The organism is Endozoicomonas sp. SESOKO1 (assembly GCF_024606265.1).
In the GTDB taxonomy this organism is placed as follows: Bacteria; Pseudomonadota; Gammaproteobacteria; order Pseudomonadales; family Endozoicomonadaceae; genus Endozoicomonas.
The window spans coordinates 1-21,709 of sequence record NZ_JAHHPP010000290.1; the positions used below are offsets into that span (position 1 = coordinate 1).

Annotated in this window: 19 protein-coding genes; 7 read left to right on the forward strand and 12 right to left on the reverse strand. The window is 49.1% G+C overall.

Annotated features, from left to right (window positions below; all coding sequences use genetic code 11):
- On the forward strand, positions 1-637 hold a 637-nt coding region (locus KDK13_RS12760; protein WP_306671110.1), incomplete at its 5' end, for an adenine deaminase C-terminal domain-containing protein.
- Between the two features lie 136 nt (positions 638-773).
- A complete protein-coding gene (ade, locus tag KDK13_RS12765; RefSeq protein WP_257285352.1) occupies positions 774-2,489 on the forward strand; it encodes an adenine deaminase in 1,716 nt (571 codons plus the stop codon).
- 42 nt (positions 2,490-2,531) lie between these two features.
- Here ade and KDK13_RS12770 read toward each other — a convergent pair whose 3' ends face one another.
- Entirely contained in the window at positions 2,532-4,373 is a 1,842-nt protein-coding gene (locus KDK13_RS12770) for a beta-ketoacyl synthase (protein WP_257285353.1), read from the reverse strand.
- A 188-nt stretch (positions 4,374-4,561) separates the two neighbouring features.
- Between KDK13_RS12770 and KDK13_RS12775 the strand changes: the two genes are divergently transcribed.
- Genes KDK13_RS12775 through KDK13_RS12785 form a run of 3 tightly spaced genes read left to right on the forward strand, consistent with a single transcriptional unit; the run spans position 4,562 to position 6,610 of the window.
- Positions 4,562-5,587 (forward strand): GlxA family transcriptional regulator, encoded by a 1,026-nt coding sequence (locus tag KDK13_RS12775; protein WP_257285354.1) that lies wholly within the window; start codon positions 4,562-4,564, stop codon positions 5,585-5,587.
- A 46-nt stretch (positions 5,588-5,633) separates the two neighbouring features.
- The gene (locus KDK13_RS12780) at positions 5,634-6,077 is read left to right on the forward strand and encodes a DUF2147 domain-containing protein (protein WP_257285355.1); all 444 of its coding nucleotides are present in this window, start codon (positions 5,634-5,636) and stop codon (positions 6,075-6,077) included.
- 11 nt (positions 6,078-6,088) lie between these two features.
- Complete coding sequence (locus tag KDK13_RS12785; RefSeq protein WP_257285356.1) at positions 6,089-6,610, forward strand: hypothetical protein; 522 nt, start codon at positions 6,089-6,091, stop codon at positions 6,608-6,610.
- Positions 6,611-6,616: 6 nt separating this feature from the next.
- On the opposite strand, the gene KDK13_RS12790 is transcribed toward KDK13_RS12785, so the two are convergent.
- The 5 genes from KDK13_RS12790 to KDK13_RS12810 all read right to left on the reverse strand — a co-directional run bounded on the left by KDK13_RS12790 (position 6,617) and on the right by KDK13_RS12810 (position 11,351).
- Positions 6,617-6,874 (reverse strand): FeoC-like transcriptional regulator, encoded by a 258-nt coding sequence (locus KDK13_RS12790; protein WP_257285357.1) that lies wholly within the window; start codon positions 6,872-6,874, stop codon positions 6,617-6,619.
- Positions 6,855-6,986, reverse strand: a complete 132-nt coding sequence (locus KDK13_RS12795) for a hypothetical protein (protein WP_257285358.1) — start codon at positions 6,984-6,986, stop codon at positions 6,855-6,857. The genes KDK13_RS12790 and KDK13_RS12795 overlap by 20 nt, the downstream gene beginning before the upstream one ends.
- Entirely contained in the window at positions 6,970-9,303 is a 2,334-nt protein-coding gene (gene feoB, locus KDK13_RS12800; RefSeq protein ID WP_257285359.1) for a Fe(2+) transporter permease subunit FeoB, read from the reverse strand. The genes KDK13_RS12795 and feoB overlap by 17 nt, the downstream gene beginning before the upstream one ends.
- The gene (locus tag KDK13_RS12805) at positions 9,300-9,533 is read right to left on the reverse strand and encodes a FeoA family protein (protein WP_257285360.1); all 234 of its coding nucleotides are present in this window, start codon (positions 9,531-9,533) and stop codon (positions 9,300-9,302) included. The genes feoB and KDK13_RS12805 overlap by 4 nt, the downstream gene beginning before the upstream one ends.
- 384 nt (positions 9,534-9,917) lie before the next feature.
- Entirely contained in the window at positions 9,918-11,351 is a 1,434-nt protein-coding gene (locus tag KDK13_RS12810) for a glyceraldehyde-3-phosphate dehydrogenase (RefSeq protein ID WP_257285361.1), read from the reverse strand.
- A gap of 355 nt (positions 11,352-11,706) precedes the next feature.
- Between KDK13_RS12810 and mfd the strand changes: the two genes are divergently transcribed.
- Positions 11,707-15,165, forward strand: a complete 3,459-nt coding sequence (gene mfd, locus KDK13_RS12815) for a transcription-repair coupling factor (RefSeq protein WP_257285362.1) — start codon at positions 11,707-11,709, stop codon at positions 15,163-15,165.
- Positions 15,166-15,267: 102 nt separating this feature from the next.
- Complete coding sequence (locus tag KDK13_RS12820; protein ID WP_257285363.1) at positions 15,268-16,116, forward strand: peptidoglycan binding protein CsiV; 849 nt, start codon at positions 15,268-15,270, stop codon at positions 16,114-16,116.
- A gap of 24 nt (positions 16,117-16,140) precedes the next feature.
- On the opposite strand, the gene KDK13_RS12825 is transcribed toward KDK13_RS12820, so the two are convergent.
- The 6 genes from KDK13_RS12825 to nagZ all read right to left on the reverse strand — a co-directional run.
- Positions 16,141-16,581, reverse strand: a complete 441-nt coding sequence (locus tag KDK13_RS12825) for an ATP-binding protein (RefSeq protein ID WP_257285364.1) — start codon at positions 16,579-16,581, stop codon at positions 16,141-16,143.
- 2 nt (positions 16,582-16,583) lie between these two features.
- Positions 16,584-16,916 (reverse strand): STAS domain-containing protein, encoded by a 333-nt coding sequence (locus KDK13_RS12830; protein WP_257285365.1) that lies wholly within the window; start codon positions 16,914-16,916, stop codon positions 16,584-16,586.
- Between the two features lie 55 nt (positions 16,917-16,971).
- Positions 16,972-18,141, reverse strand: coding sequence for a PP2C family protein-serine/threonine phosphatase (locus tag KDK13_RS12835; protein WP_257285366.1), 1,170 nt, complete (start codon positions 18,139-18,141; stop codon positions 16,972-16,974).
- Positions 18,142-18,176: 35 nt separating this feature from the next.
- Positions 18,177-19,214, reverse strand: a complete 1,038-nt coding sequence (locus tag KDK13_RS12840; protein WP_257285367.1) for a mechanosensitive ion channel family protein — start codon at positions 19,212-19,214, stop codon at positions 18,177-18,179.
- A gap of 117 nt (positions 19,215-19,331) precedes the next feature.
- A complete protein-coding gene (locus KDK13_RS12845; protein WP_257285368.1) occupies positions 19,332-20,453 on the reverse strand; it encodes a mechanosensitive ion channel family protein in 1,122 nt (373 codons plus the stop codon).
- 160 nt (positions 20,454-20,613) lie between these two features.
- On the reverse strand, positions 20,614-21,709 hold a 1,096-nt coding region (gene nagZ, locus KDK13_RS12850), incomplete at its 5' end, for a beta-N-acetylhexosaminidase (RefSeq protein WP_257285369.1).

Genomic DNA, 21,709 nt, shown 5'->3' on the forward strand with positions numbered 1-21,709 from the left:
GAAAATCCCAGCCATTACCCCGGCTGATATGAAGGTATTCACCGATCTGAAAGCAGACAAGGTCAATGTGCTGTCCATGGAAGTGGACTTTGATGTGCCTTTTGTCCGCCGCCGCCGGGATGTACAACTGAAGGTGGAAAATGGCGTGGTGCTGCCGGATGTTGACAACGACGTACTCTACGCCACGGTGGTTGAACGGTTTGGCAAGAATGGCAACAAACCGGTTGCCTTTGTTTCCGGCTGGAAGCTGAAAGCCGGCGCCATGGCCAGCTCCAAGGCACCGGATGACAACAATATTGTCTGCATTGGCACAAACTCTGAAGATATGTCCATTGCCATCAATTACCTGGCAGAGCAAGGTGGCGGTCAGGTCATTGTCAAAGACGGTGAAGTCATGGATTTCATCCATCTGCCTATCTGTGGCATTACCTCCGATATCAGCCCTGAAGCGATGGCAGAAGCAGAACGGAAGATGAAGGCAGTGACACGGGAACTGGGCTGTGACCTGCCTGACCCGATCTTCTATATGTGCTGTCTGGAAATCACGGCCATTCCGGATTATGCCATGACGGATCTGGGTGCAGTGAGTTTTGCCGAGCAGAACGTCTTTAATCCGGTACTCAGCGCCGCTGAATAACAACTAACCCCACTCCTACGCTCTGCGGGGCTGTCACAAAACCCTGTAAGGCAATCATGGCGCAGGCCGGTTTCCGAAGGAAGCCGACCTGCGTCGTGGACACAAGGAGTGTATACCTGACCTATATTCCTGAAACATGAAACAACTGATCGATATGGCCGCAGGCCGAATCCCGGTAGATACACTGATCATCAACTGTAAAGTGGTGGATGTATTTAATCAGCGTCTCATTGATGGGCCACTGGCCCTGGGCATGGGCAAAGTCATCGGTATCGGGGATTATGAAGCCTGTGAAATCATTGATGCCAACGGTGGCATTGTCATGCCCGGACTGATTGACAGTCATGTTCATATTGAGTCGTCGTCCATCACACCACCCCAGTTTGCCCGTATTGTGCTGCCTCACGGTACCACCACTATCATTGCTGACCCCCATGAAATCGCCAATGTCTGCGGTCTTGATGGTATTCGCTATATGCTGGATGCATCAGAGAACCTGCCGCTTAACGTGAAGATCATGCTGCCCTCCTGCGTTCCGGCAACACCTTTTGAAGAAGCAGGGGCAGTATTAATGGCAGAAGATCTGGCTGAACTGATCAACCATCCGGATGTTCTGGGGGTTGGCGAGGTCATGGACTTCCCTGCCGTCATCAATGGTGACGATGCCATGCTGGCCAAAGTGACACTGGCTCACGATCACGGTTATATTGCTGACGGCCATAGCCCTGGCCTGACAGGGTTGGATCTTCAGGCCTATGCCATGGCCGGTATTAAAACCGATCATGAGTGTTCCAGTATTGAAGCGATGCTGGACCGAATCCGGATGGGTATGTATGTCCAGATTCGTGAGGGTTCCGCCTGCAAGGATCTTCTGGAACTGGTGAAAGGGGTCAATGCTGCCAATGCCCGCCGCTGTCTGTTCTGTACGGATGACCGGGAGCCCAGAGATATTATCAATGGCGGTCATATCAATAAGAACCTGCGCCTGGCGGTTGAAGCCGGCATTGATCCGGTCATGGCCATTACCATCGGCACGCTGAATGCGGCAGAGTGTTACGGCCTGAAAAAGAAAGGCGCCCTGGCACCCGGTTATGACGGCGATGTGGTAATCATTGACGATTTCCAGAGCTTTAACGTCAACCGGGTATTTTGTGCCGGCCGGGAAGTGGCCCGTCACGGCGAGATGGTGGTTGATATTGAAGACTATCACTGCCCTTCAGTCATGAATACGGTCAATCTGGCACCTCTGGGTGTTGAGAACTTCCGTTTGCCATTAGGTTCTGACAAAGCCAGGGCGATTGGTGTACTGCCCGGTGGTGTGCTGACCAAAGCCCTTGAAGTGGCAGTGAAAGCCGATAACCAGGGTCTGTTCGATGCCCGACTTAATCCGGGACTCAATAAGCTGGCCGTGATTGAACGCCATAAAGCCTCCGGCAATATGTCACTGGCCATTCTGGCAGACTATGGCTTGACTGGCGGTGCTATTGCTACCACGGTCTCCCACGACTCCCACAATATTGTGGTGGTGGGTGACAACGATCAGGATATGCTGACGGCCGTCAGGCAGGTTGAATCCATCGGGGGCGGTTTTGTTCTGGTGCATAATGGTGAGGTGATTGGTGAACTGCCATTGCCAATCGCCGGCCTGATGTCAGACCAGAATGCTGAGACCGTGGCTCAAACCATGGGCAAGCTGTTAGACAAGGCAAGAAACACACTGGGTGTGAATGGCAATATTCAACCACTGATGACCCTGGTCTTTATGAGCCTGCCTGTGATCCCGGAACTTAAATTGACATCGAATGGGCTGTTTGATTGTCGGAGTTTTTCATTTACCGAAACATCGCTTTAAGCCGTTTTATCAGGGGGGCTGTAACAGCCCTCCCTGATGATATCAGTTGAAATGCCAGAAAGGGTTTTCCATCTCCAGATTTAACGCCTGCCCATAGCCCGGAACATTAACCTGTTCCCCGGTAAACGTCAGGTCACCACCATCCAGTACACCCTCACCAAACTGATAAATCGGGTTGCTTTCACCACTCTGGCAGCGCTGTTCATAGTCATCCTGCTGACGGGTGACTGATTCGTTTTTCTTCTGCCACTGCGTCATGGCCTTATCGCCATGACGGGCTTTCAGCATTTTTCGGGTTGTTCCGGGGCTTAGCAGCAGTGCAGTGGCATTATTGCCACCAAAACCCTTGGCATTAATCAGCGCGAGATCCATCTGATCAACGCCGGTTTCCAGGTGATTCTGCAGAATGTTGAGTTTTTCCGAATAAACGTCTTCAGCCAGACCATTGATCGTTTTGATACCGGGAATAAATCCATGCTTCCAGACACCGAGCGTTGCCATAATCTGATCACCGCCCGCTGCGCCAATAGAATGGCCAACATAACTTTTCACGGCGGCAACCGGCCAGCTGTCCATGCCGAACACTTTCGCGGTTTCACTGAGAATATGTGACTCGGTTACCCGGTTCTGCGGTGTTCCTGTGCCGTGGGCCTGGACAAAACTCCGGTAACGAAGGGCATCTTCGCCAGCAATGGCTCTTCCCAAGGCGGCAGCCCGGGCGACGGTCAAATGATTACCGGCTCCCGGTGCAGAAATAGACTTCTTGAAACCATCCGCATTAATGAATACATCCGCAACCGATCCCAGGATCTCGGCACCACACTCAAGAGCTAGTTCGTCATCCATCAACACCAGAAACTGGCTGGATTCTGCAATGGTGAAACCAGCATTATTTCCAAATGGTCGACAAGCTCTTCGCCAGTGGGGGTTTTCAGCTTCAGACAGCCCATCCAGATTCCGAAGCGCAGCATCCGTGGTCAGAGCCCCCATGGTAGAATAACCTTCCATGACTTCCGGAGTAATGGGCGCTTCGCTATTGCCCACAATCACCAGACGCCGGCGGCCACTGCGAATTTCAGAAGCGCCCTGCTCCAGATTGTAAAGCAGGGTGGCACATGCCCCCATATTGGTTCCAGTGCCGCCCAGAGACCCAAGGATATAGGCATTGATAAAGTCTGCAGACATTTCGGCAAAACCCAGTGGACACTGCTTTGAGGTTACCCGCTTACCCAGCAAACGGGACTGAAGCAGGCCACCATTGCCGTTGAAATCCAGTTGACTCATGGCACTGCCGGAATAAACCGCAACCTGATCAGGGCTTAGTTTCTGCTTGATCACGTTCCAGTCCATACCGGCAGAGTAGATAGCATCGGATGCACCGAACACCGTCATGGTCAGTGACCTGGGGTGGTTCCGGGACTGGTACAGCTTTTCAGGCGCAAACCCGCTGGGTAGCTGACCCGCTGCGCTGACCAGTGATTCCCGGGTTGCAGGAATCATTAACTGCTGGCTGGTTTCGATTCTGACCTTGATTTGGCCATCTTCCCGCTTTTCCAACTGCCAGCCAGCAGGCAATGGATTGGGTAAACGACGTCCCTTAAGAATAAATTCAGATCCAGCCTCAGCCTGAACAGCCTGATGAACAGGAATGGCCTTATGATCAAACAGGTTGTTTTCCAGCTCTCGAATCAATGTTCCAGAAAGAATATCTTCCCGACTGCTGCCTTCCGGCAGGTTTCTCAGCGTTCGAAGCGCAGCAAGAGTATCACTCTGCGACTGGTCATCCAGGCATTCCAGTACCAAACGACGATAACCATGAAAACCAGAGGTTCTTCCAGCTGGGCTGACCCCACCTTGAGCGACAATAACGGGTAATCTGGACAAACCACACTCCTGTATAACAACAGAGCTACCTGCTTCTCAGATTCTGGGCAGGGATCAGGTTGTTAAGAAATCAAATTAACAATCAAATGAAGTTGGCACTAGTTTAATGATTTCGTGATAAACTTAACCGGATGAAAAAGACACAAATCAAGACGAAAAAGACATACAGCTGAGTAGTTTTCATACCAATGTTTCAACAGCCACCCCCAATCCAGTTGAACCGCGTACTGATACCCATGGTAGAGCATATGATCAGTACCAGTGTGACATTACCGCTTGAGATGCTTGAAGCGGCAATGACATACACCCGGCTGTCCGCTAATAAAAAAAGTATTGAGGTTCATTTCTGTGCCAGAACGCCTGGCCCCGTCACCACCACTGGCGGCTTGAGACTGACACCCGACAGAACCTTTAAACAGAGCGGCAATGGTGATTTGATCCTGATTCCTGCTCTCTGGCGCAACCCGATTCCGGTGGTCAGGAAACACCCGGAAATCATTGATTGGTTACAACGCCAATATGACTCCGGTGCCATATTTGCCGCTGCAGGCACCGGGGTGGCCTTTATGGCAGAAACCGGGCTGCTGGATCAAAAACCGGCCACAACCCATTGGTTTTACATGGAAAAACTACAGCGTTTTTTTCCTGGCGTTGAATTCAAACCCAATCACCTGATTACCCGTGCAGGCCGTATTTATTGCGCTGGCAGCGTCAATTCGGTCGCTGACCTGATGGTGCACATGATTGGCGTTGCCCTTGGCGAGTCAATCGCCCAGAAGGTTGAGCAGCAGTTCTCTCATGAAATCAGAAAACCCTTCAAAGACACCCATTTTGCTGAAGATCATGCGACAGCACACCAGGATGAAGTGATTGTCTCCCTGCAGGACTTTATCCACCATCATTACGCCAGTGAAATTACGGTTGATGCCCTTGGCAAACTGTCAGGTTTGAATGCCCGGACACTGAATCGCCGTTTTCAACAGGCGACCGGTTCCCCCCCCATGGAGTATGTTCGCAAAATCAGGCTTGATCAGGCAAGCGATCTATTAAAGAATACTAATCTGGGCATTACCGAAATAGCCCTTCAGGTGGGATATGTCGACGCCGATTATTTTTCCCGAGTATTCAAGCGTCGCTACCAGCTTACCCCTTCTGAATTTCGCAGAAGTGTCCGGGGTAAGCTGTTCTACCTGAATGACACCACAATGGAATGATTACCGTAAACTCCGGAAAATTCCGGAGTATTGGAGACTCCCTCACATGTTTCTGAAAAAACACGCCCTGGCCGCTGGATTGTTTTCCCTCTGCCTGTCCTCTTTTAGTTTCGCCGCTTCCCCCCTGGGCATATGGAAAACCATTGATGACAGTTCTGGTGAAGCAAAAAGTTATGTCACGATCTTCGAAGAGAATGGCAAGCTGTCTGGCAAGGTAACCCAGATTCTTGACCCTGCCAAACAGGACAGCATTTGCGATCAGTGCAAAGGTGATCTGAAAGGTCAGAAGGTTCAGGGTATGACCATACTCTGGGACATGGAAAAACAAGGCAGCGCATATGACGATGGAAAAATCGTCGACCCTGAATCCGGGAAAGTCTACAGCGCTAACATGAAAGTGCTGGAAGATGGCAAAAAACTGGAAGTCCGGGGTTATATCGGGTTCTCGCTGATTGGTCGTTCACAAACCTGGGAGCGGATTGAAAATTAACGCATAATCCATTGAATTCTTTAATAATTACAACAATACTCCTGATTGTAGCCGGTCTGATTACCGGCTCTATCCTGTTCTGGACCCTATGCCTCGGCATTGGTCCAACTCCCACCTCCCGAAAAGTACGGTCGGCAATCAGAGACATCCTTCCCAACAACGTGTCCGGTCATATTATGGAGCTTGGTGCTGGCTGGGGACACCTGATTCCCACATTAAGAGAAAAATATCCTGACAAAAAGATTGAAGTCTGGGAACGCTCTCCAATACCGGCTATCTATACGCAGTTTGTTTATGGAATTGAGGTAAAAAGAAAGGATTTCTTTGAGGCCGATTTCAGTAATGCGAAACTTATTGTCTGTTATTTATTTCCCGACGCCATGAAGCGCATTGAAACAGAAATTATGCCTGAGCTGCCCAAAGGCTGCTGGGTAGTCACCCACACATTCAGCTTGTCAGGCAGTAAACCGGTTCAGGTCATTAAGGCACGCGACTTGTACAAGACTCCGGTTTACCTGTACCAGGTTCACTGAAATAGCTCAGGCAAGATTAAACATCGGGATTTGTTGTGCCTTACCCTGCCAGCGATAGATCTCCAACTCAGCAGGATCACAGGAAACACAACCCTTTTTGCAGGCCACAAAACAACCCGGTTGTTCACAGCTCAACTGACCTTTCCTTAACCAGTGTGAGAGCATTCCTCTCATGGCCTCCGGTGTCGTATTGAATTTCACACTGAGATCAGCCAGAGAGCAAACTTTCTGCTGCTTCAAATAATCACGAATATTGATCAGCATGGTCAGCGCCTGTCACTTCAGGTTTCAGTTGCCAGCCAAAAGCACTGAAAGTGCTTTTGGCCACTCTTTGCGCCTGCGATGTCCTGTCTACGATATCATTGCGGACTGACATCCATCCGTCCCTGCAGGACTGTGGCTCCCATCCGTTTCATCAAGGTCACCACAATAAACATCATCAGCATTATGGATACAACCCAAAGCAGCGTTTCACCGGGCTGCACAGATACCAGTGACAACTGATAGTAAACAGTGGCAACCGCATACCCGAGGAAGAAAGTCCATCCGGATATGAAGAGCGTCCACCCCAGGCTTGTTTCCCGGTAAATAGCGCCCAATGCTGCTACGCAGGGGGTATACAGAAGGATCATTAATAAGTAGGCAATAACAGCAGCATTACTGGGGAACAGACCAGCCATAACAGAGAATGTACTGACCGTAATTGCCTGCTCTTCAGCAACCGCGTCCAGATCGGTCAGATCACCTACTTCGACACCCAGAGGGTCTGTCAGTGTTCCACCCAGTCCACTGAGGTTGGCAGGAATAGTCGCAACCGCATCCTTGATACCGGCCAGCAGGTCAAAAGTTGTTTCACCCTCAGTGCCAGTGTTTTCAGAAGCAGCAATCGCACCGTACATTGAGTCAAGCGTACCTACAACGGCTTCTTTCGCCAGAATACCGGTAAACAGCCCCACCGCCGCTGGCCAGTTTTCTTCGGTCATGCCCATGGGCGCAAATACCGGAGTAATGGTTTGGCCAATCTTGCTGAGCATTGAGCTCTGAGTGTTCTGGTGACCAAAAGAACCATCGGTCCCAATAGCATTCAGAGTGTTCAGCACGACCACCACCAGCACAATCGCTTTGCCTGCACGCAGGATAAAAGCTTTGAGACGATCCCAGGTGCGTAACATTACCTGAGTTACCGATGGCAAATGGTAATTGGGCAACTCCATGATAAATGGCGAACTATCGCCGCTGAGGATGCTCTGCTTGAGAATCAACCCGGTAAATATCGCGGCCAGAATACCCACCAGATACAGGATAAACACCACATTCTGGCCAGATTCAGGGAAAAAGGCAGCGGCAAACAACGCGTACACTGGCAACCGGGCACCACAGGACATGAAAGGGGCCATGGAGATGGTCAACAGGCGATCCTTCTCATTATCCAGCGTTCGAGCTGCCATAATCGCAGGAACGTTGCAGCCAAAGCCAACCAGCATAGGAACAAATGCTTTGCCGGGAAGCCCCAGAAAACGCATTAGACGGTCAATGACAAAAGCAGCCCTGGCCATGTAGCCCGAGTCTTCCAGAATGGAAAGAAACAGAAAAAGGAAAGCAATAACCGGGATAAATGTCGATACTGTCTGGATACCACCACCCACACCATCAGCCAGTAAGGTCACTGTCCAGGCTGGAGCTCCAACAGAACTCAGCCAGTGGCCCAGTCCGTCCACCAGCAGAGTACCGGTGAAGATATCAAAGAAATCGATAAAGGCGCCACCGAAGTTAATGGTGAACATAAACATCAGATACATGACACCAAGGAAAATGGGGAACCCCATCACCCGATTCAGTACGACACGATCAATGGATTCGGTTAACCGATGACTGGCAACCCCTCTCTCACGAATCACTGACTCCATGATGTGACCAACAACATCGTAACGACGACTGGCCAGGATAATATCAAGATCTTCCTCAAGGGCAGCTTCGATGATATGACGCTGCCGTGTAGCCTCATTAACCACTTGCCAGGTCAGTTCAGGAAGGGGAACAGTGTCACCTTCCAGTAACTTCAAGGCATACCAGCGCCGGGACAGCGGACTATCAAGATTGACGGACGCTTCAAGGGTCGATTCAATAACACCAATGGCCTGTTCCAGCTGCTCACCAAGGTTCAATGGTGGGGCCACTGAAATACCATTATTCAGAAAGTCATTAATGTCTTTTAAAAAGGCTTTTATATTGCTTGTCTTACTGGCAACCAGGGGCAGCACCGGGCAGCTGAGTTCCTCAGAGAGCTTATCAATATCAATGTCCATGCCTTTTTCCCTGGCAACGTCCATCATATTGAGTACAACGATTACCGGAGCGCCCATATCCAGCAATTGTGTAGTCAGGTACAAATTCCTTTCGATATTCGAGGCATCAAGAATATTGATAATCAAATCAGCTTCACGCTTCAGAATATAATCACGGGCTACCTTTTCATCAAGAGAGACATCACTGTCAACAACATCCAGACAGTAGGTTCCGGGCAGATCAACGACTTCTACAGAGTTATCTGCAAAGGTATAAAAACCACTGCGTTTTTCAACCGTGACGCCAGGCCAGTTACCAACCCGCTGCCGGGCACCGGTCAACGCATTGAACAGCGTTGTCTTGCCACAGTTTGGGTTCCCTACGATTGCAACAACGTGTTTTTTCATGTTCTGGAAACCTCAACAACAGCAGCCTCATCCTTTCGAATCGATAATTGGAAACCTCTGACTTCCAACTGGATCGGGTCCCCCAAGGGAGCAACACGACAAACCGTGAACCGGGTTCCGGGAGTCAGCCCCATTGCCAGCAATTTCCGCCGGTAGGCACTGCCGGCATCCAGAAAAGCCGTTACCCGGCCACATTCTCCGGTTTTCAGTTCACCCAACGTCACCTTCATGTACTTCTCCACAGGCATCATACGTCGGTTTTGGCAGTGCTTTCTCTGCACTGCAGCCGATGACGCCTAAAAACGCCCTAAACATTGAAACCCACATCAGATGCCAGGAATAAAAGCCTATTTTTTTTGTAGGGTTTTAGTATGAAATGAATGGTGCCTGGCAAGTTTTCAACTGCCATGAATATATACACAAATGAGAATGATTACAATTTAGGGGGCGATCAGCCACCCTCATCCTTGACCTGTGTCAATTTACGTCATGCTTATACTGACGTAAATCGGGATCGGATTGATAAGACCTGAAAAATAGGCAATGTGAACCAACTGATCAGCAAGACACTAATCAGTCAATCTTTGAAGTGGCCATTACTGACAGGCACGCGTTTATGGAACCGATGGGTACATCGCACCAGACATAAACTGAAGAATCCGGTTTACCTGACAGCTGTAACCAAACTCATTGTCATACCAGACGTAAAGCACACAGCGCTTGCCGTCAACGATAGTGGCTTGCCCATCAACAACCCCGGCACGACGGCTACCGACAAAATCACTGGAAACCGCTTCAACAGACGTCACGTAGTCCACTTGTTTCTGAAGGCTGGAATAAAGAGAGGTTTCCCTGATAAAGCGATTAAGGTCATCAACTGTCGTCGCTTTGGCCAGGGAAAGGTTAAGGATTGCCAGTGAAACATTAGGGGTCGGCACCCGAATTGCGTTACCCGTCAATTTACCTTCAAGTTCAGGCAGGGCCCTGGCAACCGCCTTAGCCGCCCCGGTTTCGGTAATCACCATATTCAGGCCAGCGCTGCGTCCACGGCGCTCACCTTTGTGATAGTTATCAATCAGGTTCTGATCATTGGTGTATGAGTGAACGGTCTCAACATGACCGTGTTCAACACCGAACTGATCATTAATTGCCTTCAGAACCGGCGTGATAGCGTTTGTTGTACAGGAAGCGGCGGAAAGAATCTGATCCCCGGGCTCAATATCGTTATGATTGACCCCATAAACAATATTCTTGATATCCCCTTTGCCAGGTGCGGTCAACAGGACCCTGGATACCCCCTGTGACTGCAAATGGAGGCCCAGCCCTTCTTTGTCACGCCATTTCCCGGTATTGTCGACAACCACGGCATTGTTGATGCCATAGTGTGTGTAATCGATGGAATCCGGGCTATTCGAATAAATAACCTGTATGGCCACACCGTTGGCATAGATGACTTTATTCTCTTCATCGACAGAAATAGTGCCCTGGAATGAACCATGGACAGAGTCACGGCGCAAAAGGCTGGCGCGTTTCTGAAGGTCATTGCCTGCACCGCCGGGCCTGACAACGATAGCTCTCAAATTAAGGCCGGAACCGCTGCCCGCACGCTCAATCAGGATTCTGGCCATTAAACGGCCTATCCGTCCAAAACCGTACAATACGACATCCTGACCGGACCCCAGAGTCTGTTTGTGACCATTGGTAACTGACGCTACTTTTTCCGTCACATACGCATCCAGTGACCGGCCATCCCCTTCGGTTCGATAGCCAACCGCCAGCTTGCCAATATCAATACGGGATGGCCCCAGGTCAAGGCCTGTCAGAATTTCCAGCACAGGGTGAGTCTCACGGACAGAAAGACCGTTATCCTCAATCTGACGAACAAACTTGTGAGCTTTTAATAGGGTAATAACGGAGCGGTTAATGATGGGATGCCCAAATACAGACGTGACAACATGGTGATCTCTGTACAGCCTGCCGATCAGAGGGATCATTGACTCAGCCAGTGCTTCACGCTCTTTCCAGTCCTGAAAACGGTCTGCTACCACGATAAATTCCCGTTTATTATTTCTATTTTAAATTCAGCCCCTTCATTGGGACTTATGTTCCGTCACTATTATCCTTGTTGAAGGTGCTCCAGGCAACAAAGATTATCAAACATTAACATTGGCGATCTTTTCACACTGAATTTTCGTTCTTTGCCGTCATTTCGCCTTGGGAATACTGGGAGAAAGGGATCACAAACGCTACAATGCACGTTTTATAACTGTATGTGTAAATTATCCGTAGCCACTTTCTTTGCAACTTTATTAACAGCAGACAACCATAAGCAAAGAATGCGGAAAAGTCATAATGGACATTTTCCCTGCATTTGAGGCAATCAGGAGAACCTTCAGGATTTTCATGTTTCAACACACTATTCCTTTGCCAACCCGGCCCGGCGACAAACTTCAGTGGGGAAATCTCTCTAAAGCCGGACCTGCCTTTTCCATTTCCTGTGCTGCGGTAATGGATAACCATCCGCTGATGATCATCACTCCAGACAGCTCATCAGCAAACCGGCTGGAAGAGGAGCTAGCCTTCTTTCTTGCTGAAGAATCACACATCGATATTCAGCAAATGCCGGACTGGGAGATATTACCTTACGATACCTTTTCACCCCATCAGGATATTATTTCCCAACGACTCTCAACCCTCTACCACCTTCCCTCCTCAGCCAACCGTGGTAGAAAAAAAATCCTGATTGTGCCTGTCACCACAGCATTACACCGCCTGTGTCCGCAACACTATCTCATGGGCAGCTGTCTCTCTTTGCAACCGGGAACCCGGTTTATCATTGATGAACGAAGAGGCCAGTTTGAACAGGCTGGCTATCGTTGTGTTGACTCAGTAATGGAGCATGGCGAGTTCGCTATTCGTGGCTCTATCGTTGATATTTTTCCCATGGGAGCTGACACGCCCTATCGAGTTGATCTCTTTGATGATGAGATAGAGTCGCTGAGAACCTTTGATCCTGAAACGCAACGCTCCATTGAAACGGTTGAAGAAATACAACTGTTGCCAGGACATGAATTCCCCCTGGATAAGCAAGGGATAGCCTTATTTCGAAGTAACTTTCAGGAAACCTTTGACGTTAACTATCGTGAATGCCCAATTTACCAGGACATCAGTAAAGGTATTGCCAGTCCGGGCATTGAATATTATCTGCCGCTCTTCTTTCAAGAGACGTCAACGCTTTTCGACTACATGCCACAAAACACCCGGATACTGGTCTACGACACCATGGGTTCATCGTTGGATCATTTTTATTCGGATGTTAATTCACGTTATGAAAACCGACGTGTCGATCCTCTGCGGCCAATCCTCCCGCCATCCCGGGTTCTGATGCCATCTGAAGAGTTATACAGCAGACTTAACGACTTCCCCAGGGTCACACTGTTTGAGCAGCCTGTTGCACCTAAAGCCGGGCGCTTTAACTTAAACCGTGAAGCGTTGCCGGAACTGACTATTAATGCCCGGCTTGAGCAGCCGCTGGCACAACTGAAAACCTTCATGGATGGCATCAATCATGTCCTGCTGGTCGCCGAAAGTGCCGGCCGGCGGGAAGTCCTGCTGGAGCTGCTGAGCCAGAATAAGATAACCCCTGACCTCTGTGAGAGCTGGCCCGCATTTCTCAGGGAAAAACCCGTTCTGGCTGTCAGTACCGGATTGCTGGACAACGGACTGTATCTACCTGAAGAGCAAATTGCTGTTATCCCGGAAGCGCTTTTGCTTGGCCAGAGAGTACAACAGACCAGACGGCGTAAGACAGAAGACGAGCAAAGTGCAGACCAGGTTATTCGTAACCTGACCGAATTAAGAATCGGCGCCCCTGTGGTTCATATTGACCATGGGGTTGGCCGATACAGAGGACTGGAAACACTGGCAGTGGATGGCCAGACCACTGAGTTTCTGACCCTGGAATATGCCAGCGAGGCCAAACTCTATGTTCCTGTCGCATCTCTCCACCTGATTTCCCGATACACCGGCGCCGATGATGAACTTGCCCCGCTCCATCGGCTGGGCAGCGAGCAATGGAGCAAGGTGCGCCGCAAGGCCGCAGAAAAAGCAAGGGATGTGGCCGTTGAGCTGCTGGATATTTATGCCCGCAGAGAAGCACGAAAAGGGTTTCCTTTCGCTGAGCCAGGGCAGAACTACCTGGCTTTCGCTGCGGCCTTTCCGTTTGAAGAAACGCCCGATCAGCAACAGACCATTAACGCCGTTATTCGCGATATGTGCGCGCCAAAACCGATGGACCGTCTGGTCTGTGGTGATGTTGGCTTTGGTAAAACAGAAGTTGCCATGCGTGCCGCATTCCTTGCGGTTCATAGCGGTAAACAGGTGGCTATTCTGGTCCCTACTACGCTTCTGGCACAACAGCATTACGAGAGTTTTCGTGATCGGTTTGCGGACTGGCCGGTAGAAATTGATGTTATTTCACGGTTCAAGTCACAAAAAGCCGTGGACCAGGTAAAACAGCGGCTCACTGAGGGGAAACTGGATATCATTATTGGTACCCATAAGATTATTCAGGGAGATCTTACTTTTAAAGATCTCGGCCTTCTGATTATTGATGAAGAGCACCGCTTTGGGGTTCGCCACAAAGAAAAACTGAAGTCATTAAGATCTGAGGTTGATATCCTGACGCTGACCGCGACACCCATTCCCAGAACGCTCAATATGGCGATGTCCGGTATTCGCGATCTTTCCATTATCGCCACACCACCGGCACGGCGACTATCGGTGAAAACTTTTGTCCGCCAGTACGATCAACCCCTGGTAAAAGAAGCGATCCTCAGGGAACTCCTTCGTGGCGGTCAGGTCTACTATCTGCACAATCAGGTTGAATCCATTGAGAAAGCAGCCAGCGACCTCCGGGAGCTTATTCCTGAAGCACGGGTCATTACCGGTCATGGCCAGATGCGTGAGCGCCAGCTTGAACAGGTGATGTCCGATTTTTACCACAAGCGCTACAACGTTCTGGTATGTACAACCATCATTGAAACCGGTATCGATATTCCCAATGCAAATACCATCATCATTAACAGGGCAGACAAGTTTGGCCTGGCCCAACTGCATCAGCTTAGAGGCAGGGTTGGTCGCTCACACCACCAGGCTTACGCTTATCTGTTAACACCGGCACCGAAATCGATGACGGCTGATGCCGCGAAACGTCTTGAAGCCATTTCGGAAGCACAAACCCTTGGTGCCGGGTTCATGCTGGCCTCGAACGACCTGGAAATCAGGGGTGCCGGTGAACTGCTGGGTGAAGGCCAGAGTGGCCAGATACAAAGTGTCGGCTTTACGCTCTACACCGAGATGCTTGAGCGTGCCGTAACAGCCTTTCGCAACGGTGAAACACCCAATCCGGACCAGCCCTTAAACCATGGCACAGAAGTCAACTTAAGGCTTCCAGCCCTGTTACCTGAAGACTATATTCATGATGTCCATAGCCGTTTGATTCTCTACAAGCGAATTGCCGCCGCGGATAATGAGGAAAAGCTGAAGAACCTCCAGGTTGAGCTGATTGACCGGTTTGGCCTTTTGCCCGATCCTGCCAAAAACCTGTTCCGTCAGATGAAGCTGAAACTTTGTGCCCAGAATCTGGGCATCAGGAAACTCGACGCCAGCAGCAAAGAGGTAAGAGTTGAGTTTGAAGAACAACCCAGCATAGACCCCATGCTGATTATTAGCCTTATTCAGTCAAGCCCTCAGCAGTTCAGGCTGGAAGGCAGCAGCATCTTAAAGTACATTGTCACGATGGAAACTCCGGAACAGAGGTTCAAAGCCACGGAAACGCTGCTGGACAGACTTACTGGTTAACCGCTTTTGAGTACGATCAGACTTGGTTTTCAGCCTGCCTGGTGCTGCTGTAGAAAAGTTGTAAACCCTGATTCTGGATTGTTAAATCCAAGGATATTCTGCATGAAGAAACTTCAGCTGATCGCATTGTCGATAGCACTACTTTTCAATTTACCGCTTTCTGCCTCACAGAGCGCGAATAATGGAGAACCGGACAACTCATGGTATCAGGTGGATCTGGTGGTTTTTCGTTACCTCAATAATGACAGTGGCGAAGCCTGGCCAGCAGTTGCCGGTCACAGGGTGCCTAAAAATGCAATAAAGCTGCGTAGCCATTCTGCAAACGCTAATGCCAGTAGCCCCCTGTTTGAAATCACTGAATCTGAAAACCTGCGTTCCAGCCATCCGGACATCAGGCGTGATGCCTACGTCGCTCTACCAGCCAGTGAAAGGGTGCTGAACAACCAGGTTACTGCACTTGAGAAGAATCGAAATTATCAGGTAATTACCCAAAAAGCATGGCGAATGCCTGTAAGCGCTGAATCAGGTAAGCAACCGATTGAAATCCGTGCTGCTATACAGGGGCAGGACAGCCTGTTGTTGAATGGAACAGTCAGCGTCAGTGAAGAGCGTTTTCTGCATGTTGATATTGATCTGTGGCTGAATAAATTAAGTCCGGAATCGCTTTACTCCTCACTTTCCGTGAAGAAACACAAGTACCAACAAAGTGCATCCGACGTTCTTGCCGCTTCTGATACAGAATCTGATGTTCTGGTCAGACTGCATGATGGCTCACCACCGTTGCGCATAACCGATAACTTTCAAATCAAGCAGCGAAGAAGAATCCGAAATGTAAAGGAACTGCAATACATAGACAGCCCGGAGATTGGCGTGCTCTTAAAACTTACGCCCTATGATCGCCCTGACTCTCTGGTGGAAATGGGTATGACATTGTCAGAAAAAAGCAGCTGACGCCGATAAAAAAGAGTAAGCAGATCAATTCCTGATCTGCTTACTCATGATAAAGCTGTTCTTATCGCCAACAGTTTGGTACTTGACGTTATCCATCAAACTCTGAACGATTGGCAAGCCTCTACCACTGCATAGCCATGCAGCAGGATCATCAGGATCCACTGAGATATCCCTGCTCCCCAGCTTACCCTGATCCATTGACTTACCCCAATCACTGATGGTCAGCATCAAGCAAGCTTTCAATAGACTAACCCCAACCTCAACCTTATGCCCCTTTTCATTCCCATAGGCGTGTTCAATGGCATTATTAACAATCTCAACAACACACAGCTCCACACGATTAACCTCAACCGGTGACAGTGTTGTCATCGCACAAAGCCCCCGGACAGCCATGGCAATCAGGGTGGTATTCGCCAGCTCGCTGTCAATCTCAAGCCTGACAACCTGCCCCTTTTCGTCCGTCATGGTTACTTCTCCTCAATGGCCTCGGTCACTGTCGGGAGAATGGCAAACAACTTGTCCATGGAGGTAAGACTGAAAAGATCCGTAACTGCAGGCTGGGCACCTGCCAGTTTCATTGAACCTGTCCCCCCCATTTTTTTCAGGGCTGCAACCAGTGCACCCAAACCACTACTGTCCATAAAGCGCACCTGGGATAGATCAATAATCAGGTTATCGGAGCCATTATCGATCTGGTCAAACAGGTAAGCCCGCACAGGCTCTGATAGAGAAGCATCAAGCCGGGTTTCATCGATGGATACGATGGTATGACCGGCTTCAATTTTAGATTCAAATGGCATGTCGCTCTCCTTGCGTCATCAACATTGCATCATTAATAAGTCGGCAGACGCTTATTTACGGCTGCCACTCCAGTACCAGGTACGTTACATCATCCTCAAAGACATCAGCTCCAGTCCAGTTAATAATGTCCTGCTCAACCCGGCTGATCATGGCTTCAATGGTGTGATCAAAGGTATTTTCCAAAGAAGATACCAGCCGCTGTTCACCAAACATTTCACCGATATTGTTTGCACACTCTGTCACCCCATCGGAGTAAAGAAAAAGTCTGTCGCCAGGTTGAAGCTGAATAGTGATATTTTCATAAGTCATGGCTGGCATCATTCCTACCGGTACGCCACTACAGGTAATTTTTTCAACAGATTTTGAGCCACTTTTCAGCCATAGTGATGGTGGATGACCAGCCTGTGAAAAAGTAACTGAACCGGTCCGGCTGTTTATTAACCCGTAGGCTATGGTGAAGTAGAGCATCGACTCAGGTTTTGCCTGAAACTGCTCATTCAGACTCATCAGTACTTCATCCGGTTCTTTTACCCGATAGAACGGTGGCTCGCTGAATGACTCCTTGAGCAGTGATCCACCCCCGTCCTCACGAAGCGTATTGTTCAATGAAAAAGAGAACAGTGCTGACGGAATACCATGCCCGGCTACATCCAGCTGATAGAAACCCAGTGTCTCCCCATCCAGCGCCTGATAACCAAACATATCCCCACCAAGAATGCGACTTGGTTTGAAATACCAGTTAAAATCCACATTTTGAATTTTCGCTGGCTCAGATAGCAGACGCGCCTGTGTTTCTGCCGCTGACTCCAGGTCTTTTTCTATCGTCTGTATTTTATGTTCAAGAGCCGCTTTTAATTCGATGATTCGAATGCCGGCATTCAGGCGCGCACCCAGCTCGTCAAAATCCAAAGGCTTATTGATAAAATCATCAGCGCCACGGTTAATACCTTCCACCATGGCCTCACGATCCGATATCCCCGTTAGCAGCATGAAATAGACATAGTACTCAATATGACTTTTACGGATCGCCTCACAGAGTTCCATACCATCCATGTTTGGCATCATCCAGTCGCTGATTACGATCCGGATACCAGGATGGCTTTCCAGAACATTCAGCGCTTCATACCCGTCTGATGCCTCAAAGACACGATGCCCCTGCTTTTTCAAAGCCACAGAAAGAATCATTCTCTGGTCACGGGCATCCTCAACAATCAATATATCCATTAGCTTAATTATCAATTTTCATCCTATGAATATAACTACCGTGTTATCGACCCATCCGAGAGAATCCTTCGAGTCGGATAAGCAAACGATGCCCCTTCCTTCTCAACAACCGCCGCTACCAGGAGTAAAATAGATTCCTGGGCCTTTAAAAAACCAACACGATCCGTTCTTGTGATATGAACCCGAACCTGGCATAAAAGGGCAGAATCATCATAACGAATGAATACGGCATAGTGAGGCTCACGACTGTCAACTTCGGGAATCTGTTGAACAAGGTCATCTATTTGGCTGAGAATACGGGATAATTTTCCTATATCCTCATAACGGAGCGAAAAATTTTCAATCATCCGGCGGTTTCTCATTCGCGTGGCATTCTCGACCACTATCCCGGTAAAGATTGAGTTCGGAACATAAATAGGCCGCCGATCAAACGTTCTTATTTTTGTCAGACGCCAGCCAACTTTTTCTACATGCCCTTCAATTGATCGGTCCGGAGAGCGAATCCAGTCCCCCTCAGTAAAAGGACGATCCAGCATCAGCATTAACCCACCAAAAAAATTGGCCAGCCAGTCCCTGGCGGCAAGACCCAGAATAATACCGCCAATACCACCAAAGGCCAGAAGAGTTGACAGGCTATACCCGAAGGTCTGGGCAAGGCTCAACAGTGTTGAAACAACGATGATCAGCTGTACTGAACGGGCAATAACTGAAGCCGATAAACGCTTGCGCCACCGCGCGCCCATGGAATCCAGCACCCCTTCCATATTCAGGCTTATTTCCCAGATGAGCCAGGCAGGATAGATGGTAAGAATCAGTTTTTGAATCAGATGAAGCGTTTCAGTAACTTCCGACTGCTTGAGACCCGGCCAGTAATGAGCCAAATAGAGAACGAACAGCACCCAGGGCAGCGTCAGCAAAGGTCTGCGCAGAATGCTGGCAGCAAGACACCAGAATACTGTTTCCTGCCCCCTTTGCGCGCAATTTGCCAGCCACTTTATTCCATAAAATGAGGCGACAGCCAGAAAAAAGCCAATAATCAAATGGGAATAGAATGAAATAAGTTCGGGATTCATGATCGAGATCATTCAGCGGTCTAGTTGGTTATTTTTATAAATTGTAGCCAGTTTGATTGATATCTTCTTTCAAGCATTCCTCCATAAGTAGCTAACCTGACCACCCATTTAAAAAAATCAGATTTTTGCAACCTCATAAGGAAGCGAACCAACTCGCTCCTTAATATCAGTCCTCCCCTGATCACCATAAGAAAAATCCAGAGTACGGGTCGGGAAGGCAATATCCGCCTGATGACTATGGATAATGCTGATGGTCTCAAGCAACACTTTCTCCTGAAGCAGAAGGTATGCCGCCCAGTCAGTGGTTTTTGTAAAACAGTAAATCTGACAATCAAGACTTGATGCACCCAGGCTAATAAAATTCACCATGATAACCTTGTTCTGATCTATACCATCATGACGGCTCAGGTAACTGCGGACATCGTCAAGAATCAAATTGACTTTATCGCTGTCACAATATCTTAAACCAAAGATCTGTTTGATACGCCGATTTTGCATCCGGGAGGGATTTTCGACCGAAATATTCATAAATGTAGCGTTCGGAACATAAAGAGGGCGCCGTGAAAAAGTCAGAATACGAGTCTGCCGCCAGCCAATATACTCTACTGTCCCTTCTATATTTTTATCTGGAGAACTAATCCAGTCTCCTACACGAAATGGTTTATCAACATAGATCATCCAGCCCCCAAAAAAGTTAGCCAGCGTGTCTTTGGCAGCAAAACCAACAGCAAGCCCCCCCACCCCACCAAAGGCAAGGATACCTGAAAGGCTGTAACCCAGGGCCTGCATGGCAAGCAGAACTCCGGTAATGATAACGGCAACTCTCATCAGGCGCCCCAGGGCAATAATAGAGGTTTGATCCAGTTTTTTCTTGTGGTCAAACTGCTGGTATCGATGCTCCAATGCTTTGATAAAAGACAAAAAAACCCAGCAGAAAAGAATAATGACCAATAGATCCCGAAAACTGAAGAGGCGCTCAAACAGACTGTTTCCGGTTCCTGCCCATATTTCTTCTGCTGACCAGCTTAACCCGGTAACCCAGATAAACAGATAAACCGGCTTCTGACCAGCCGCAAGCAGCGCGCCATCCCAGAATTTCTGAGAGGCTTCCGCTTTAGTTATGAGTTTGCCGAAGAGTTTGCCGACCAGATAACGGGTAAAAGCTGTCAGAAAGACAACAATGACTGCCAGGATCAGCCAATCAGGAATATTGGCTGCAGTAAGGGATGAAAAGCCCATGGTTATACCACAATACTTAACCAAAACAGGTAAATAAGGACTGGAAGAAGAGTAAATGCGCACTGGGTCTATAACTATAAACCAGTTCGTCAGCCTGGAGAGAAAGTTGCCTGAAATTACCTCATGCTGATAACGGGTATTCGTAAAGAGTGATGAAAAATCACCCTGCTCCAAAGGCCCCGGCCAACATTTTAATGACTTTCTGGTAGCGCCCTGACTTTTCAAGAGAATCCCAGTCAGTGTATGAGTCTGGCATCAAATCACCCGGACCGGCACCCTGCAAGCCCGGGCCATCTATTTCATCCAATACATCCAGAACCCCCTGACGATTACAGATAATGAGAAGATCACAACCGGCATCCAGGGCTGCCCTGGCCCTGGCAGGATAGCTGCCCGTTTTCGCAGCTCCTTCCATTGTCAGGCAATCGCTGATAACAAGCCCCTTGAATTCCAGCTGATTTCTCAATACGCCTTTCAGCCATTCTGGTGAATAACCGACCGGATTCTGGTCAACAGCCGGAAATACGATATGGGCCGGCATCATTGCCTCAACTCCCTTTTGAATCATGACCCGGAAAGGCTGCATATCAGACTGCCAGACCTCATCAAAAGTACGATCATCCAGGGGAAGGCTCACATGGGAATCAGAATCTACATTTCCATGACCCGGAAAATGCTTGATAACCACGGACATCCCTGCCTCATGGACCCCATCAACCCATAATGAGGCCAGGTGAATCACCTCCCCGGCGGAACGCCCAAAAGCCCGATCCCCCACAATCGACGTTTTACCATGATCGATATCCAATACAGGCCCAAGACAAAGGTCCACCCCACAGGCCAGCAGCTCACAAGCCATCAGCCAGCCTGACTCATAAGCCATCTGACATTGCTGATCCGGGTCAAATGCCCCATAGGCCTGTGCTGGAGGCAGACGGGTAAATCCGTCCTTGAAGCGTTGAACGCGTCCACCTTCCTGATCAACACAGATTAAAAGATCCCGGCGAACATTCCGGACAGAGCAGACCAGGGCAATTAACTGTTCCCGACTCTGGTAGTTCCTGGAAAAAAGGACAATCCCTGCAACACTGGGCAGGGAAATCAGCTGGCTTTCTTCAGCAGTCAGCTGTGTCCCCTCAAGATCGATCAAGAGAACACCCCGGTTAAGACCTGTTAACACAAATATGCCCTCTGCAAACAAAAATGCCCATGGCGCGTGGAAATATTTTGCGCCACCCTCAGGGATGAAAAATGGT

Bases quoted from the DNA above. Each gene is read 5' to 3' on its own strand.
- ade (WP_257285352.1), top strand. From the start codon at position 774: ATGAAACAACTGATCGATATGGCCGCAGGCCGAATCCCGGTAGATACA.
- KDK13_RS12775 (WP_257285354.1), top strand. From the start codon at position 4,562: ATGTTTCAACAGCCACCCCCAATCCAGTTGAACCGCGTACTGATACCC.
- KDK13_RS12780 (WP_257285355.1), top strand. From the start codon at position 5,634: ATGTTTCTGAAAAAACACGCCCTGGCCGCTGGATTGTTTTCCCTCTGC.
- KDK13_RS12790 (WP_257285357.1), bottom strand. From the start codon at position 6,874: ATGCTGATCAATATTCGTGATTATTTGAAGCAGCAGAAAGTTTGCTCT.
- KDK13_RS12795 (WP_257285358.1), bottom strand. From the start codon at position 6,986: ATGTCAGTCCGCAATGATATCGTAGACAGGACATCGCAGGCGCAAAGA.
- feoB (WP_257285359.1), bottom strand. From the start codon at position 9,303: ATGAAAAAACACGTTGTTGCAATCGTAGGGAACCCAAACTGTGGCAAG.
- KDK13_RS12805 (WP_257285360.1), bottom strand. From the start codon at position 9,533: ATGAAGGTGACGTTGGGTGAACTGAAAACCGGAGAATGTGGCCGGGTA.
- mfd (WP_257285362.1), top strand. From the start codon at position 11,707: ATGTTTCAACACACTATTCCTTTGCCAACCCGGCCCGGCGACAAACTT.
- KDK13_RS12820 (WP_257285363.1), top strand. From the start codon at position 15,268: ATGAAGAAACTTCAGCTGATCGCATTGTCGATAGCACTACTTTTCAAT.
- KDK13_RS12825 (WP_257285364.1), bottom strand. From the start codon at position 16,581: ATGACGGACGAAAAGGGGCAGGTTGTCAGGCTTGAGATTGACAGCGAG.
- KDK13_RS12830 (WP_257285365.1), bottom strand. From the start codon at position 16,916: ATGCCATTTGAATCTAAAATTGAAGCCGGTCATACCATCGTATCCATC.
- KDK13_RS12835 (WP_257285366.1), bottom strand. From the start codon at position 18,141: ATGGATATATTGATTGTTGAGGATGCCCGTGACCAGAGAATGATTCTT.
- KDK13_RS12840 (WP_257285367.1), bottom strand. From the start codon at position 19,214: ATGAATCCCGAACTTATTTCATTCTATTCCCATTTGATTATTGGCTTT.
- KDK13_RS12845 (WP_257285368.1), bottom strand. From the start codon at position 20,453: ATGGGCTTTTCATCCCTTACTGCAGCCAATATTCCTGATTGGCTGATC.